Annotated in this window: 11 protein-coding genes; all 11 read right to left on the bottom strand. The window is 44.8% G+C overall.

Annotation, left to right across the window (positions count from 1 at the left end; genetic code table 11):
* Positions 1 to 21: 21 nt before the first annotated feature.
* A complete protein-coding gene (gene fliI, locus Q4592_RS14335; protein ID WP_137671405.1) occupies positions 22 to 1,368 on the bottom strand; it encodes a flagellar protein export ATPase FliI in 1,347 nt (448 codons plus the stop codon).
* On the bottom strand, positions 1,346 to 2,641 hold the full coding sequence (locus Q4592_RS14330) for a flagellar assembly protein FliH (protein WP_303514266.1): 1,296 nt from the start codon (positions 2,639 to 2,641) through the stop codon (positions 1,346 to 1,348). The genes fliI and Q4592_RS14330 overlap by 23 nt, the downstream gene beginning before the upstream one ends.
* Before the next feature lie 2 nt (positions 2,642 to 2,643).
* Complete coding sequence (fliG, locus tag Q4592_RS14325) at positions 2,644 to 3,678, bottom strand: flagellar motor switch protein FliG (RefSeq protein ID WP_137671407.1); 1,035 nt, start codon at positions 3,676 to 3,678, stop codon at positions 2,644 to 2,646.
* Positions 3,668 to 5,362 carry a flagellar basal-body MS-ring/collar protein FliF gene (fliF, locus tag Q4592_RS14320; protein ID WP_303514263.1) on the bottom strand — a complete coding sequence of 565 codons (1,695 nt, stop codon included), beginning with the start codon at positions 5,360 to 5,362 and terminating at the stop codon, positions 3,668 to 3,670. The genes fliG and fliF overlap by 11 nt, the downstream gene beginning before the upstream one ends.
* Positions 5,363 to 5,404: 42 nt before the next feature.
* Entirely contained in the window at positions 5,405 to 5,749 is a 345-nt protein-coding gene (fliE, locus tag Q4592_RS14315) for a flagellar hook-basal body complex protein FliE (protein WP_303514260.1), read from the bottom strand.
* A 71-nt stretch (positions 5,750 to 5,820) separates the two neighbouring features.
* Positions 5,821 to 8,019, bottom strand: coding sequence for a bifunctional diguanylate cyclase/phosphodiesterase (locus Q4592_RS14310; protein WP_303514257.1), 2,199 nt, complete (start codon positions 8,017 to 8,019; stop codon positions 5,821 to 5,823).
* 253 nt (positions 8,020 to 8,272) lie between these two features.
* Positions 8,273 to 9,499: an EAL and HDOD domain-containing protein gene (locus Q4592_RS14305; RefSeq protein ID WP_137671411.1), complete on the bottom strand. Its 1,227-nt coding sequence runs from the start codon at positions 9,497 to 9,499 to the stop codon at positions 8,273 to 8,275.
* A gap of 154 nt (positions 9,500 to 9,653) precedes the next feature.
* Complete coding sequence (aroA, locus tag Q4592_RS14300) at positions 9,654 to 10,934, bottom strand: 3-phosphoshikimate 1-carboxyvinyltransferase (RefSeq protein ID WP_303514251.1); 1,281 nt, start codon at positions 10,932 to 10,934, stop codon at positions 9,654 to 9,656.
* 16 nt (positions 10,935 to 10,950) lie between these two features.
* Complete coding sequence (gene hisC / locus Q4592_RS14295) at positions 10,951 to 12,060, bottom strand: histidinol-phosphate transaminase (protein WP_303514248.1); 1,110 nt, start codon at positions 12,058 to 12,060, stop codon at positions 10,951 to 10,953.
* Positions 12,061 to 12,069: 9 nt separating this feature from the next.
* A complete protein-coding gene (gene serC / locus Q4592_RS14290; protein WP_303514245.1) occupies positions 12,070 to 13,158 on the bottom strand; it encodes a 3-phosphoserine/phosphohydroxythreonine transaminase in 1,089 nt (362 codons plus the stop codon).
* 108 nt (positions 13,159 to 13,266) lie between these two features.
* Positions 13,267 to 15,978, bottom strand: a complete 2,712-nt coding sequence (gene gyrA / locus Q4592_RS14285; protein WP_303514240.1) for a DNA topoisomerase (ATP-hydrolyzing) subunit A — start codon at positions 15,976 to 15,978, stop codon at positions 13,267 to 13,269.
* Positions 15,979 to 15,981 lie beyond the last annotated feature (3 nt).

Raw genomic sequence — 15,981 nt, 5'->3', positions numbered from 1 at the left:
AGTAGAGAACATCAAGGTAGTTTAACCGAGCGGACCTTGAGCATTGATATTGGCCATTTGCATGGTGCGCTCCATCCGCGTCAGACTTTCGTCATAAGCTACCACTTCTTTCATCTCTTGTTGCAAGAACTGATCCATATGTGGCTTCATGCCTATGGCTAAATCAATACGTTTGTCAGCACCGCGTTGGTAGGCACCAATAGCAATCAAGTCTTGGTTTTGCTGGTAGGAGGCATTTAAGGATTTAAGCTGGCGAGCAAGTTGCTGATGGCCGTCGCTAGTTACCGCAGGCATCACTCGGCTAATGGATTTTTCAATATCTACCGCTGGGTAATGACCTGAGTCTGCCAACTCGCGAGATAATACGATATGTCCGTCTAGAATAGCGCGGGCGGCATCGGCAATGGGGTCTTGCAAATCATCCCCCTCGGTAAGAACCGTGAAAAAGGCGGTAATCGAACCCTGCCCTTCACCACCGTTTCCAGCACGTTCAACCAAGCGAGGCAATTTTGCAAACACTGAGGGCGGATAGCCCTTAGTGGCAGGCGGTTCGCCAATTGCTAAGGCAATCTCACGCTGTGCTTGAGCGTAACGCGTTAATGAATCCATAAGTAGCAGCACATTTAAGCCTTGGTCTCGAAAGTACTCGGCAATGGTTAAGGTGGTATCACACCCTTTCAATCGCATTAGTGGAGAAGCATCGGCGGGAGCAGCCACAACCACCGCTCGCTTGCGGCCTTCTTCACCTAAAATATCGTCAATAAATTCTTTTACTTCTCGGCCACGTTCACCAATCAACCCCACCACTACTACATCTGCTGTAGTGCCTCGAGTCATCATGCCCATTAATACACTTTTACCCACACCCGAGCCGGCAAATAAGCCCATGCGCTGCCCCTGGCCTACAGTTAATACCGCATTAATCGAGCGAACCCCAACATCTAAAGGCTGTTTAATTGGCTTTCTTGCCATGGGATTAAGGCGAACAGAGCTCAAATTAGTGGTCTGTTTACAATGAATATCGCCCAGTCCGTCTAGCGGCTTACCCACTCCGTCAATCACCCGTCCTAGCAGTTCCATACCTACCGGGATGCCGTGATTCTCATGCATTGGGATCACGCGAGCGCCAGGCAATACACCGGTTAACTGCTCACTTGGCATTAAAAACAGCTTGTCACCAGAAAAGCCCACAACTTCAGCTTCTAGAAATCCGTCGAGAGTTTCTACTGAACATAAAGAGCCCACAGGGGCACGACACCCTACTGCTTCGAGCGTTAAGCCCACTACTCGAGTTAGCTTACCCGCAACCGTTGGGTTATTCCGCACATGCTCGGTGTTATAAGAACTAAGTCGTTGGCTCAGCGTCATCGTCTTGACCATTTTGGCGAATAAAAGACTGTAGGCTTTGTTTAATAACTTCGTTCATCTCAACTGAAACAGATGATAAATCATTCTCGATTAAACAATCACCTTGGGTAAGGCTGCCATCGGCTAGCAACTGCCACTTTTTCTTTTCTTGGGTTTCGGGAGGAAATATCTGCTCGATAATAGCCAAATCTACCGGGTGTAAATGAATACGAATATGTTGTTTTTGCAATGGTAGGGCCGCTACAGCCTGCTTTACTGTTTTAGCAATAATATTGGGATTGCTAACCAATTCAACCTGAACAATTTCAGCCGCCAACTTCATAGCTAAATCAACGACCTGCTGTTCCACTTCAGCGTCAATTTGTCGATTAGGTTGGTGCAGTTGATCAATTAAACTTCCCCATTGCGCACCCAAGGCATCAATTTGCTGTTGGCCTTCGGTTAAGCCTTGGCTTAGGCCTTCTTGTTGGCCTTGAGTTTTCCCTAAGGCTAAGCCTTCTTCTTGACCACTAACCAAGCCTTCATTATGACCCGCATCTTTGCCTTCAGCAAAGCCTTCTTCATAAGCTGACTGGCGAAGTGCTTCTAGCTCTTCAATGGTCATTGGCTCAAATTGAATTTCTGGTTCTTCTTCTACCGGCTCTTCATTAAACCAAGCTGGTTTCATGTTTAATACATTGCTAACAGGCTCAGCGGTATCACGAGTCGTATCTTCAAATTCGGGCAATGGCCAGGCAATATCTTCCACTACAGGGCTGTCGATTGCTTTTTCAGGCTCACTGCTTTGATCAACACCAGCAAGCAAGGCATCAATTGCAGCTTGTTCATCATTCTGTTCCTGTTGTTCTGAAGACTGCTCAACGGCGTCATTACTCGGCAATGATTGAGCCTCGTCCAATAAAGCCGCGATATCATCATCGCCCATAATTGAGTCAGTGTTTGTATCTGTTTGTGTAGGAGTCTGCTCTGCTGCGTGTTGAGATGTTTCATCCTCGTCTCGTTGCTGAGGCATCCCTTGGGTTTCTTCCAATAATGCAGCTATGTCATCATCACCCATTACTGAGTCAGTGGTTGCATCTGCAGGTGCAGGTCTAGGTCTAGGAGCATGCTCTGCTGCGTGTTGAGCTGTGTCTTGTTGCTGAGACACCCCTTGGGTTTCTTCCAGTAAGGCTGCGATATCGTCATCACCCATCACCGAATCAGCGCTGTTTTCTTCTGCTGCAGCGTTAGCTTCTGTATCTTGTGGTTTAACGGGTTTATCTTGTTCGGTCATTTTTATAAGAACTCGTCGCCGCCGCCACCGCCAATCATAATTTCACCGGCCTCAGAAAGTCGACGAGCAATAGATAGGATTTCTTTCTGAGCAGTTTCTACTTCGCTCACTTTAATTGGGCCCATCGCTTCTAAATCATCACGTAGCATTTCTGCAGCCCGTTTAGACATATTATTGAAGATTTTCTCTTTAAGTGTTTCATCAGCGCCTTTAAGCGCTTTTTGCAGTAACTCGCCGGGTACATCACGCAGCAATGTTTGAATACCTCGGTCGTCGATATCCACCAAGTTTTCGAATACAAACATAAGGTCTTGAATTTGTTGTGCCATTTCTTCGTCGCTTTCGCGAATAGAGTCCATCAACATGCCTTCCATATTGGTATCTAGGAAGTTCATGATGTTGGCTGCCGCCTTCAAGCCGCCCATTTTGGCTGCTTGAGCACCGGCTTGACCAGCAAATTGTTTTTCCATAATTTCGTTCAATTCAGTTAATGCTGCAGGCTGCACTTCTTCTAAGTTAGCGATACGCATCATGAGATCTAAGCGCACTTTGTCTTGGAACTGCGACATAATCTCGGCAGATTGCTCGGCTTCTAGGTAAGACAACACAATAGTTTGAATTTGTGGGTGCTCGTTTTGAATGATGTTAGCCACCTGGCGGGCATCCATCCATTTCAAGGAATCGAGGCCTTTAGCTCCGCTGCCCATAATAATTTGGTCAACTAAGCTAGATGCTCTATCTTCACCCAGTGCTGCAGTTAGCGCTTTACGTACGAAGTCTTGACTACCAATACCAATATTGGTGTATTTTTGAATATCGTCGATAAACAAACGGTGAACCGCTACCACTCGCTCGTGAGAAAAGTCTTCTAACGAGGCCATCGCCATACCCAAACGCTGTACCTGTTTAGGCTCAAGATGACGGAATATGGTCGCGGCGTCATCTTCGTTGAGGCTCAGCATTAAAATCGCTGCGCGCTCAATGCCGTTCATATCTCCCAGAACTTCTTCTGGGTTGATTTCATCTTCATTTGGCATCGTTAATTACCCAATCTTTAATTACCATTGCTGCAAGGTCTGGTTCGTTGGCGACTAGTGCTCGAACCGCTTTCAGCATGTCTTCATCTTTGTGTAAGTCTGGCAGTTTTAGCTGTCCATCGCGAATACCGAAATCGACCTCAGTATTGTCTGCCGATATTAGCTGTAAGTCATCATCATTTTCATAAGCCGCCAATGCAGCATCTAAGTCGGTCTCAGCATGCTCGCTGTCTTCACCGCTAGATAGGATGCGATTTAGCATTGGTCTTACTACTGCCACAATCAGCACAATCAAGACCAGTACACTACCCGCCATGCGCATGGCGCGCCAGAACCAAGCTTGCTCCCAAACAGGTAAATCAGCTTCGGTAAATATTTCTGGGCGAGAAAATGGCACACTCACCACCTCTAGAGTATCGCCTCGGCTTAAATTAAAGCCCACACCACCTTGTAATAAACGTCGAATGCTGCCCATTTGCTCGGCAGAACGCGGTTCGCGGCTAGTTTCTCCGGAGTCAGAAACTTGACTGTTGTAATCTAAAGCAACCGATACGCTTAAACGCCTGACTACACCCACTTGTGAGCGAGTATGACTAATGGTGGTATCTAATTCGTAATTACGGGTTGATTCTTTATGGCTACTACCAGATTGAGCCTGAGTATTAGCCCCACCCGCTTGCTCTGGAATTTCAGCAGGTAGTGGCGGCTGATTAGTCAATGCGCCAGGAATACCAATAGCACCACCACCAACATTGTTATCTTCAATAGTGTATTCGCTACGAACTGCCGGTAAGTCTGGATTGAAACGCTTTTGCGTTTGCTCTACAGCAGTAAAATCTAAGGTTACGTCTACTTCAGCGGTGTAATTACCCACCCCAACAATTGGGATCATAATTGCGTCAATTTTGTCTTTGTATTCGCTCTCGCGTTTGCGCTCCATCTCAAACTCTTTACGAGTGCGAGAAGACAGCGGGTCTTGGCTACCGGAGTTAAGTAAGCGACCATTTTGATCGGTGACAGTAACCCGACTAGGAATTAAACCTTGAACAGCCGAGGCTACGATATCAACGATTGAGTCAATTTCTTCTTGTTGTAAGCCATTCATACCACGCAAATTCACCACAACAGTGGCTGAAGGTTTCTGCTCGCGACGGGCAAAGACGTTGCTTTTAGGAATAGCTAATAATACTTGGGCTTTGCTCACTGAGTTCATTTGCTCAATGGCGGTGGCTAATTGGCGCTCACGACTAAGCTTTAGTCGCTCACCTTCAAGGCGTTGGCTTACTCCAAATCCCATGTCGTTAAGCAAAATTTGTTCGCCATCAGGAACTGACTCAGTTAAACCAGAACGACGAAGTTTAAGTTTGATGCTTTGATATTGCTCGGCGTTAACTAATACCGTATTGCCTTCGATGGTGTAAGGGATTTTGGCTTGGTCAAGAAAGTCTAATGTTTCAACTAGCTCAGGCGTATTCATGGTGCCCAGTGGGCGCATCTCTGGCTCTTTGGCCCACATCAACAAAAATACGGCCATGGCCAAGCAGATAGCTAAAGCCAAAATCATAATGACTTGGCGTAGCACGTCGCTGTTGCTCAGAAATGAAAGTGCAGAGCTCTGTTGTTCTGTTGCTTCCAAACTATCGCCGTCGCTATCTGAACCTAGTAGTGCGGGTTCTTGACTCATTGCGTTGCTTCCTTCGCTCGCCACAATATTTCCCTAGCCATGTTAAACAGGCATAGAACTAATTTGTTTGTATGCATCAACTAATTTATTTCTTACTTGTACGGTGGCATCAAACGCGATGCTAGATTTTTGTGCGGCAATCATTACATCACCAATACCTACGTTACGGTCGCCTAAATCAAAGCGAGTGCGTAAATCATTGGCATTAGACTGCAAGCCATTTACGTTATTAATTGCATCTTTCAACAAGCTACCAAAATCACTGTTTACTTTAGAAACGCCTAGCTGACCATTAGGTTGAGCAATGTCTTGCCCAATGCCGCCGGTTTTCATTTCTCCAGCCATTGATTGCAGTTCGCTAAATAGGTTTGCTGAATCAACTCTCATGATTTCCCTCTACCGCCAGATAAATGGCATTTTTGTTAGTTATACAGGGAAAAGCAAAAGACGCGCCAAGATTAATTAACAACTAATCTTAAGTTCTCTTTTGATTGAGGTTTGGTTAGGTAGTTTTTAACAAAATCGTTTTGCGGAAGAGGTCTCGCAAAGAAGTAACCTTGTGCTTGTTCACAACCCATCACCGAGGCCAAATTGGCTTGTGCTTGGGTTTCGATACCTTCAATAAGCACTTGGTATTTCATGCTACGGGCAATCATCACCATTGCTTTTACAATATGTTGATCGGATAAATTTTCTTCTAAGCCGCTAACAAAGGCGCGGTCAATTTTAAGAATAGTCACAGGCAAGTGTTTCAAGTAGGCCATAGATGAGTATCCGGTACCAAAGTCATCAATTGCAATACCAAACCCTGCATCACGCATTCTTTGAATACTGGCTTTCGCCTCAGTGGGCTGTTCCATCATTGCCGACTCAGTAATCTCAATACAAATACGCTGCGGATTAACTTGCCATTGGCTCGCGTAATTAATCGCGATTTTCTCTGCATGACCTAAAGATACCGTAGTGGCAGAAAAGTTTACTGATAACTTGAAGCCTTCAGGTAGTTGGCTAGAAAAACGCGCCATAAAACGCATGGCATTTTGAAACACCCATTTATCAAGCTGCAATACTAAGCCAGTTTCCTCGGCAACAGGGACAAATTCATCTGGCGAAATAGCGCCTTCAGGAGTAAACCATCGCAGCAATACTTCTGCGCCAATCATTTTGTTGGTCTTTAAGCAAAATTGTGGCTGGAAGAATAAATCTAGTTCGTTGTTACCAATTGCTTTACGCAGCTTAGATTCAAGGGTTAGCTTAACTAAACCCGCTTGGCTTAAATCGGGCCGATAACGGCAAATGCTAACGCCGGTTTTCACTGCATGATTCAAAGCAGTAAAAGTATTGGCTAACAAGGTATCGCTGTGAAGCGCTTCTCGGCGAGGATGATAACTGCAGTACCCCACATGACAACGAGTTAACAATTGCAGTTGTTCTAGCCGCAACCAACCCCGACAGCTTTGCACGATTTGCTTGGCTATCTCGATCACTTCTTTGTCTTTATTCACATTTGGTACAACCACCACGAAATAGTGATGATACCAATAAGCAAGTTGGGCTTCTGGGTAGTGTTTACGCAGGCTTTTTTGTACCCGCTTTGCATAAGCTTCTTTTGTCACTTCACCTAGACGTTGACCAAAGTTTTCAAATACTTCATTTTGTCTTGGGAAGTCGAACATCAATACCGACAAAGGTACTGCATCATCTAACCAGCTGGTAAGCAAGCGAGTAACATGGCGACGATTTGGCAAACCGGTCACTTCATCGTGATTTTTCCAGTACTCTAGCTGTTCTCGTAATTGAGTGGATTTAAGATTAGCTTTAACAAATTTTTGTCTCAGTAATATAACGCTAATGCTGACTACAAATAGTGCCATCAGCAAACCGACAAACCACCAATAGGAGATACTCGTTGCATCACCACTTTGAGCCGAGTAAGCCTGCCAACGTTGATAACTTTGCGCCAATTGAGCCTCATCCATCGACAACAAGCCGCGATTGAGTAATGCGACCAGAGGTTTCCAGTCGTCTCGAATAGCAAATTGATGCTGTAGTGATTCATCCAATATAAACGATTGTTGTAGATGCCAACGCGGCATACCGCGTAAGTGAGCAGCCACTTCATCGCTACCTGCCAGTAACGCAATAGTTTGCTGCTCTACTACTGAGCGAATTGCGTCGGCGAGAGAGGCATAAATTAGCGGCTCTACTTCAGGGTAATTCTCCAATAAAACTTCCTGAGCGCTACTTCCTGCAACCACCGCAATAGACTTGCCGGTGAGCTGTTGCATATTCCTCAAGCGCGCTTGCTGTAGAGGATTAAACAGGGCTAAGGGCTGTTGCCAGCTTGGTACGGTGTAACTAACAAAAGGGCTGAGGCGACGGTGAGTACTAGCGCTACTTAACATGTCTACTTGACCATGCTGTAAGGCCAAGATGGCTTCAGAAACACTAGAGAAAATTTGGTATTCAAGTTTTAAACGGGTTTGAAAGGCTAAACTATTGAGAGTATCAATGGCATAACCAGCAGGGGTACCAGTAGGGGTACCAGTATGGTCCACATACTCCAAAGGCAGGCGATCAGCAACTACTGCCACCTTTATCTCTGGATTATCTTCGAGCCATTGATATTCACTCGCATTGACTATATAGGCATTCACGCCTAACGACCAACAACAACCTACCACTAGCAACGTTAAGTATCTAACGAGGCACAACCGCAAACTAATTAGCTCCTAAAACTCGCGCTATTGCCTTGGCATTCTTTGCGCCAAGTGCATTATTGCTAACAGCATACCAAAAACAACCAGAAAATATTTGATTCAAACGATACTAACTCGTTTAAAAGTCGCAGAAATGGGCAGTTAAGTCACAAATTCACATAAAGTTAATAAAACGCAGCATTGGCGCTATTTAACTAGGCTGAATAAGCGATTGATATTGCTCACTCCACAACATAGCTTGCAAATTAAGGTGCTCAATTTGCTTATAATCCATTCGTAATTGTGAGGCTAAGCGCTCAGTTTTATACCAGTGCCCTTCTTCATACGATTTAATAGTGAGCAACATGTAACGCAATAGCGACGGTTGCTCGCTACATAGTGCATCTCTAATGTCTTGTTCCAGGGGTAAACTGTAAAGCAATTCGCTTAATGGTTTGTCTAAAAGCGCATCAAGCAAGGAAAACAAACCGCATAAAAATGCAGCTTCTTGCATAGCTGGCGATTTATGCATCGCCACCAGTTCACAAAAGCGTGCTCGGTGTACCGACATACGCACTAGTTCACGCGGTTTATGGCTTACTGCCATCGCGCTAGCAAGCAAGGCGACTAGCTTTCTGAGTTGAGTATTACCAATGTAAACAACGGCTTGCTTAATCGATGCCATTTCTTCCACTATGGGTAAACTACCAGAGTTAACAAAGCGCAATAATTTGTAGCTAAGCCCTGTGTCTCGCTCAAAATAACGTACCACTTCATTGATATTTACATCTTCGCGAGTGGCCGCATAAAACAAGCGAGAAATCATTAAATAGCTGGCATCGATGTCTTTTGACACATGCATTTCAGGACGACAAAAATAATAACCTTGGAAAAAATTAAAGCCTAAATCTCGCGCTTGTTGGTATTCCTCTTGAGTCTCCACTTTCTCCGCTAACAGTTTAATTTTTTTGCGCGTTTTTAAGGCCTCAAATAATGTACTTAGTTGTTCCAAAGGCGTACGTTGAATATCCACCTTTATCAAGCGGACAAACTTAAGATAAGGTTCCCATTCAGCCTTATAAACAAAGTCATCAAAGGCTAAGCGATAGCCTCGATGAAACAGCGATTGGCAACGCTTGTACAGTTTTTCACTGGGTTTGGCGGTTTCAAGAATTTCAATTACTACCTGCTTGCTAGGCAGTAACTTCACCATTTCTGAATGCAGACTTTCTTCAGGAAAGTTGATTAAAGCAGGTTTACCTTGAGTAATCGCATGCAAGCCATCATTAAGCTGAGTGCGAATAATTAGCTTAGACGTAGCCTCATGTGGATCGATATCAGGGTACACATTGTCGGGACCATCGCGAAACAATAGCTCATAAGCGACGACTCGCTGCTTGCGATCGAGGATCGCCTGCCGCGCAGTGTAAACATTCATAGTTTTAGTTACCGTTTTAGCCGCGTTTTAGTATTGGCTTTTCGCCTATTTATTTTTAGTCTCAGCAGTGCTTGAGATAAAACGCGGATGTAAAAAAAGAGTCACCTAAGTGACTCTTCAAGACTAACTAAGTTATGAAAAATTTTCGACCACTTTATTCGCTAAGTTGTTGCAAGCGCTCAAAATAATCAGGGAAAGTTTTAGAAGTGCACTTCGGGTCATTAATGGTTACAGCAGTATCGCTTAACGCCACCAATGAAAAACACATCGCCATGCGATGATCATCATAAGTATCAATGGCCGCATGGTTTAATTTAGCTGGAGGAGTCACTTCAATAAAATCGTGCCCTTCCACTACGGTAGCGCCCACTTTTTTAAGTTCAGTAGCCATTGCCGCTAAGCGGTCAGTCTCTTTTACTCGCCAGTTATATACGTTACGTATTGCAGTCGTGCCTTTAGCAAACAAAGCCGCGGTGGCAATGGTCATAGCCGCATCTGGAATATGGTTCATGTCCAAATCAACAGCACTTAACTCACCACTACGGGCAATAATGTAATCATCGCCCCACTCTATATCGGCGCCCATTGCAGCTAACACGTCGGCAAACAATACGTCGCCTTGCATGGATTTTTTACCCACGCCAGTCACTTTCACTTCGCCACCTTTAATTGCGCCAGCGGCTAAGAAGTAAGAAGCCGAAGAGGCGTCACCTTCAACCAGAAATTCGCCTGCACTCGTGTATGTTTGTTGGCCTTTAACCACAAAGCGCTGGTAGTTATCGTTTTCCACTTCAATGCCAAATGCAGACATCATCTTTAAGGTGATATCGATATAAGGTTTAGACACTAACTCTCCAACTATAGAGATCTCAATGTCTTGCTCGGCATAAGGTGCAGCCATTAAAAATGCTGTTAAAAATTGGCTAGATACTGAGCCATCAATATCTACCTTGCCACCTTTAAGGCCTGTGCCTTTAATGTTTAGCGGCGGGTAGCCTTCGGTTTTTAAGTAAGTTACATCGGCGCCTACTTGGCGTAAAGCGTCAACCAGTGCGCCAATTGGGCGCTCTTCCATACGCGGCTCACCAGTTAAGGTAAATTCGCCTTGGCTCAAACATAAAGCCGCACATAAAGGGCGCATTGCAGTACCGGCATTACCCAAAAACAACTCTTCGGCCTGCTCTACTTTAAATGCTCGGCCTAAACCCGTTACGCTGCATCGGCTTCGATCGTCTGACAATTGGTAGCTCACACCCAATGTTTTGAGCGCGTTGAGCATATGGCGAATATCATCACTATCAAGCAAATTGCTTAATACGGTTTCACCTTCAGCTAAGGCTGCGAGCAATAAAGCACGGTTAGATACGCTTTTTGAGCCTGGTAAGTTAATTTCACCATTAATGCGAGAGATAGGCTGTAGGGTTAATTGTTCCATGTTTCAAATTCTCTACTTATTTAGTGCCAATAAGCTGGCTTAATGCTTGGATAAAAGTGTGATTTTCTTGCTCTGTACCAATACTTACCCGTAAATAACCAGGCATTTGATAAGGACCTACTGGGCGCACAATAACACCTTTGTGTAACAACTGCTGGTATAGAACCTCGGCATCGCCGCCCGGCGCTAAAAAGCTAATGAAGTTGCCTTTTGAGGGAATAAAACTTATTTCAGCCTCCTCAAAAAAAGCCTCTAGTGTTGCTAGGCCTTGTTGATTAAGCGCTACGCTGTGTTGCAAATACTGTTGATCTTGCAATGCTGCCGCAGCCGCCACCAAACTTAAACTGTTTACGTTAAAAGGCTGGCGTAAGCGATTGAGTAAATCGGCGATGTCGGGATTTGAAATTGCGTAACCTACGCGCAAACCTGCTAAGCCGTATGCTTTAGAGAAGGTGCGAGTAATCACTAAGTTAGCAAACTCACTTAACCATTGTGTTGAAGGTGCTTGCTGGTCTTCGCTTAAGTACTCGTAATAAGCTTCATCCAACACCACCACTACATGCTCTGGTACTTTTTGCATAAAGTCATATAAGGCTTCACTACTCAAGTAGGTACCCGTAGGGTTATTAGGGTTGGCGATAAATACTAAGCGAGTGTTATCCGTAACCGCCTCAGCCATAGCATCTAGGTCATGCCCCCAATTTTTAGCTGGTACCACCACCGCTTTAGCGCCAATAGCCTGCGTGACAATGGGATACACCACAAAGGCATGTTGTGAAAAAACCACTTCATGCTCAGGGCTAACAAATACTCTAGCGATAAGATCTAATACGTCGTTAGAGCCATTGCCCAAGGTAAATTGCTCTGGCGCTAGTTGGTACTTACTCGCCAAGGCTTGCTTAAGGTAAAAACCATTTGAGTCAGGATAACGGGTTAACTCAGCAATCGCTTGCTCAATTGCTGCGCTAGCTTTGGGGCTCATACCCGTTGGGTTTTCATTAGACGCTAGTTTAACAATATTGCTAATACCTAACTCGCGTTCAAGTTCATCGGTAGGTTTGCCTGCTTGGTAAGGTCGTAGGCCTTGAACGCCCAGATTAGCTAAGGCATGAAAATCACAGCTCATATTACTTCCTTAACCGTTACGCTTAGCAAATTCGCGCATAAAGCTCACTAGTGCTTGTACGCCTTCAATCGGCATAGCATTATAAATGCTAGCGCGCATGCCGCCAACAATACGGTGACCTTTTAGCGTCACTAGACCCGCTGCTGCAGACTCAGATAAGAAAGCCGCATCCAAATCACTATTGGCTAACTGAAAAGGAATATTCATTTTAGAGCGGTTTTCTGGCGCTACATTGTTTTGGTAAAAGTCACTACTATCAATAAATGAATAGAGTAACTCCGCTTTCGCCGCATTCTTTTCAGCCATGGCGCTTAAGCCGCCTTGAGATTTTAGCCACTTAAAGACTAAACCTGCTAGATACCAAGAATAGGTTGGCGGCGTATTAAACATTGAATCACTACCCGCTAATAAGCTGTAGTTAAAAATGTTGGGGGTAAGCTGATGAGCTTTATCGAGTAAATCATCACGAATGATAGCAATGGCTAAGCCTGATGGGCCGATATTTTTCTGCGCGCCCGCGTAGATAAGGCCAAACTTACTTACATCGATAGGTTGCGATAAAATAGTAGATGAGAAGTCACCCACTAGCACCATATCACCTACCTCTGGAATCTCATCAATAGCAATGCCTTCAATGGTTTCATTTGGGCAATAATGCACATAAGCTGATTGCTCGTCGTATTGCCACTCTTTGCTTGGTTTAACTGCTACCTGACCTTGAGCATTTGTGCTTATCGCATCAAATACTTTAGCTTCGGCGTGCTTTTCACCTTCTGCTACCGCGCCTTTCGACCACTGACCAGTACTAATAAAGCTAATTGATGTTTTGTCACCGAGTAAGTTTAACGGTGCGGCTGCAAACTGCCCTCGACCGCCGCCTTGGCAAAACAATACTTTATAGTTATCAGGAATATTTAATAGGTCTCGAAGGTCTTGTTCAGCTTGTGCAGCCATAGCAATGTATTCTTTGCCACGGTGACTCACTTCCATGACAGACACACCTAGTCCCTGCCAATTGCAAAATTCTGCCTGTGCTTGTTGCATTACTGCTTCAGGTAACATGGCTGGACCGGCACAAAAATTATAAATTTTATCCATGCTAAATCTCTTACTAATATGTTGTGTGCGACCACTCAAGTGGTTCATATGCTGTTTTTAAACAAAAACGAGCGGCTAAAAGCCGCCCGTTATTTTTATTATTTATGGCTATTCTGGTTCGGGGTCACTGCTGGCAGTTTCATCACTGCTCGCGGCGGGCTCTTCACCAGTAGCTGGAGCTGCTACCTCGCCTTCTGGTATTTCACCTTCAGCGCTTTCATCGAACTCCGGTTCTTCTATCTCATCAATACGCTGTAAACCGACTACTTTCTCATCTTCAGTAGTACGGATTAAGGTAACACCTTGCGTATTACGGCCCACCAGTGATACTTCATTAACGCGAGTACGAACTAGCGTACCGCCGTCGGTGATTAGCATCATTTCTTGGGCTTCAGTGACTTGTACCGCACCAACCACAAGGCCGTTTCGGTCACTCACTTTAATAGACACTACGCCTTTTGTTGCGCGGCTCTTAGCTGGATATTCTTCAAGTTTAGTACGTTTACCGTAACCATTTTCGGTGGCGGTAAGAATATCACCGTCGCCGTTTGGCACAATTAACGACACCACTTTTTGGCCCGCATCTAAGGAAATACCACGAACACCCGCAGCAGTACGGCCCATTGGACGTAACGCTAGTAGCTCTTCGCCGGTTTCTGGGTCTAACTTAACCGCGCCAGTTTCACTGTCACGTTGCTTCTCGTTGAAGCGAACAACTTTACCCGCATCAGAGAACAACATGATTTCGTTATCACCACAGGTAATATCAACACCAATTAGCTTGTCATCGTCGTTCAAGTTAATCGCGCGAATACCGCTAGATAACGGACGTTTAAACGCAGTTAACGGCGTTTTCTTAACCGTACCGTTTGCTGTAGCAAACAAGATGAACTTGTCTTCTTCATACTCACGTACTGGCAGAATAGCGGTGATACGCTCATCCTCTGTTAACGGAAGTAGGTTAACAATTGGCTTACCACGTGCTTGACGACTGGCTAAAGGTAATTGATATACCTTCATCCAGTAAACTTTACCCACCGTAGAGAAACACAGAACAGTATCGTGAGTGTTTGCTACTAATAGTTTTTCGATGAAGTCTTCATTCTTCATCTTAGTCGCAGCTTTACCTTTACCACCACGGCGCTGAGATTCGTACTCAGTCAATGGTTGGTACTTAACGTAACCTTCGTGAGATAGCGTTACTACCACGTCTTCTTCGTTAATTAAGTCTTCAATCGACAAATCGGAGCTATTGGCTGAAATTTCAGTACGACGCTCATCACCAAATTGCTCACGCACTTCAATAAGTTCGTCGCGAATCACTTCCATCAAACGATCAGGGCTATTTAAGATGTGCAGTAATTCAGCAATAAGATCCAATAAGTCTTTGTATTCGCCAATAATTTTTTCATGTTCTAGACCAGTTAACTTATGTAAACGTAAATCTAGAATAGCTTGAGCTTGAATTGGCGTGATGAAGTATTGACCATCACGAATACCAAACTCAGCTTCTAACCAGTCTGGGCGAGCAGCGTCGTCACCCGAGCGCTCTAACATAGCCGCTACCGCGCCTAAGTCCCAACCTTTGGCGACTAAAGCCGCTTTAGCTTCTGCTGGCGTAGGAGACGTTTTGATTAGCTCAATAATTTCGTCGATGTTGGCTAGCGCAATAGCTAGGCCTTCAAGGATGTGAGCACGGTCACGCGCTTTACGTAATTCAAATACGGTACGACGTGTTACTACTTCACGGCGGTGACGAATGAAACACTCAATCATTTCTTGCAGGTTGAATATCTTAGGCTGGCCGTTATCTAGGGCCACCATATTCATACCAAAAGACACCTGCATTTGAGTTTGTGAATATAGGTTGTTAAGAACAACTTCACCCACAGCGTCACGCTTAAGCTCTACAACAATACGCATCCCGTCTTTATCAGACTCATCACGCAGTGCAGAAATACCCTCAAGCTTCTTATCTTTTACTAGCTCAGCCATCTTCTCGATAAGGCGAGCTTTGTTCACTTGATATGGGATCTCATGAACAATAATGGTCTCTTTACCATTTTTATCGATAACCACTTCGGCTTTAGAGCGAATAGACACTTTACCGCGACCAGTACGGTAAGCCTGAATGATTCCGGCACGGCCATTAATAATACCGGCGGTTGGGAAATCAGGTGCAGGAATAAACTCCATCAGCTCATCAATAGTGATGTCTGGATTTTCGATCATTGCCAAACAACCATTAACCACTTCGGTTAGGTTGTGAGGCGGAATATTGGTTGCCATACCTACCGCAATACCAGAAGAACCGTTCACCAATAAGTTAGGTACACGGGTAGGTAAAACTGCAGGGATTTGCTCGGTACCATCGTAGTTAGGTACAAAATCAACGGTTTCTTTTTCTAAATCAGCCAACAAAGAGTGGGCTAATTTATCCATACGAATTTCGGTATAACGCATGGCCGCCGCAGAATCGCCGTCCACCGAACCAAAGTTACCTTGACCGTCTACCAACATATAACGTAGCGAAAACGGCTGCGCCATGCGAACAATCGTATCGTAAACAGCACTGTCACCATGCGGGTGATATTTACCAATTACATCACCTACCACACGGGCAGATTTTTTATAAGGTTTATTCCAATCGTTGCCCAATACGTTCATTGCGAATAGCACTCGGCGATGCACTGGTTTCAAACCATCACGTACATCTGGCAAGGCTCGGCCCACAATAACGCTCATGGCATAATCAAGGTAAGAGCTCTTTAACTCATCCTCAATATTGACCGGCGAAATCTGATTTACTAGATCGCTCATAGA

This window comes from Agarivorans sp. 1_MG-2023 (assembly GCF_030548385.1).
In the GTDB taxonomy this organism is placed as follows: Bacteria; Pseudomonadota; Gammaproteobacteria; order Enterobacterales; family Celerinatantimonadaceae; genus Agarivorans.
Note: the sequence above shows the minus strand (reverse complement) of the source record. Positions and strands in the feature narration are given on the sequence as shown.

What these genes read in the sequence shown, in the direction of transcription:
- fliI (WP_137671405.1), bottom strand. Translation starts at nt 1,368, where the DNA reads ATGACGCTGAGCCAACGACTTAGTTCTTATAACACCGAGCATGTGCGG.
- Q4592_RS14330 (WP_303514266.1), bottom strand. Translation starts at nt 2,641, where the DNA reads ATGACCGAACAAGATAAACCCGTTAAACCACAAGATACAGAAGCTAAC.
- fliG (WP_137671407.1), bottom strand. Translation starts at nt 3,678, where the DNA reads ATGCCAAATGAAGATGAAATCAACCCAGAAGAAGTTCTGGGAGATATG.
- fliF (WP_303514263.1), bottom strand. Translation starts at nt 5,362, where the DNA reads ATGAGTCAAGAACCCGCACTACTAGGTTCAGATAGCGACGGCGATAGT.
- fliE (WP_303514260.1), bottom strand. Translation starts at nt 5,749, where the DNA reads ATGAGAGTTGATTCAGCAAACCTATTTAGCGAACTGCAATCAATGGCT.
- Q4592_RS14305 (WP_137671411.1), bottom strand. Translation starts at nt 9,499, where the DNA reads ATGAATGTTTACACTGCGCGGCAGGCGATCCTCGATCGCAAGCAGCGA.
- aroA (WP_303514251.1), bottom strand. Translation starts at nt 10,934, where the DNA reads ATGGAACAATTAACCCTACAGCCTATCTCTCGCATTAATGGTGAAATT.
- hisC (WP_303514248.1), bottom strand. Translation starts at nt 12,060, where the DNA reads ATGAGCTGTGATTTTCATGCCTTAGCTAATCTGGGCGTTCAAGGCCTA.
- serC (WP_303514245.1), bottom strand. Translation starts at nt 13,158, where the DNA reads ATGGATAAAATTTATAATTTTTGTGCCGGTCCAGCCATGTTACCTGAA.
- gyrA (WP_303514240.1), bottom strand. Translation starts at nt 15,978, where the DNA reads ATGAGCGATCTAGTAAATCAGATTTCGCCGGTCAATATTGAGGATGAG.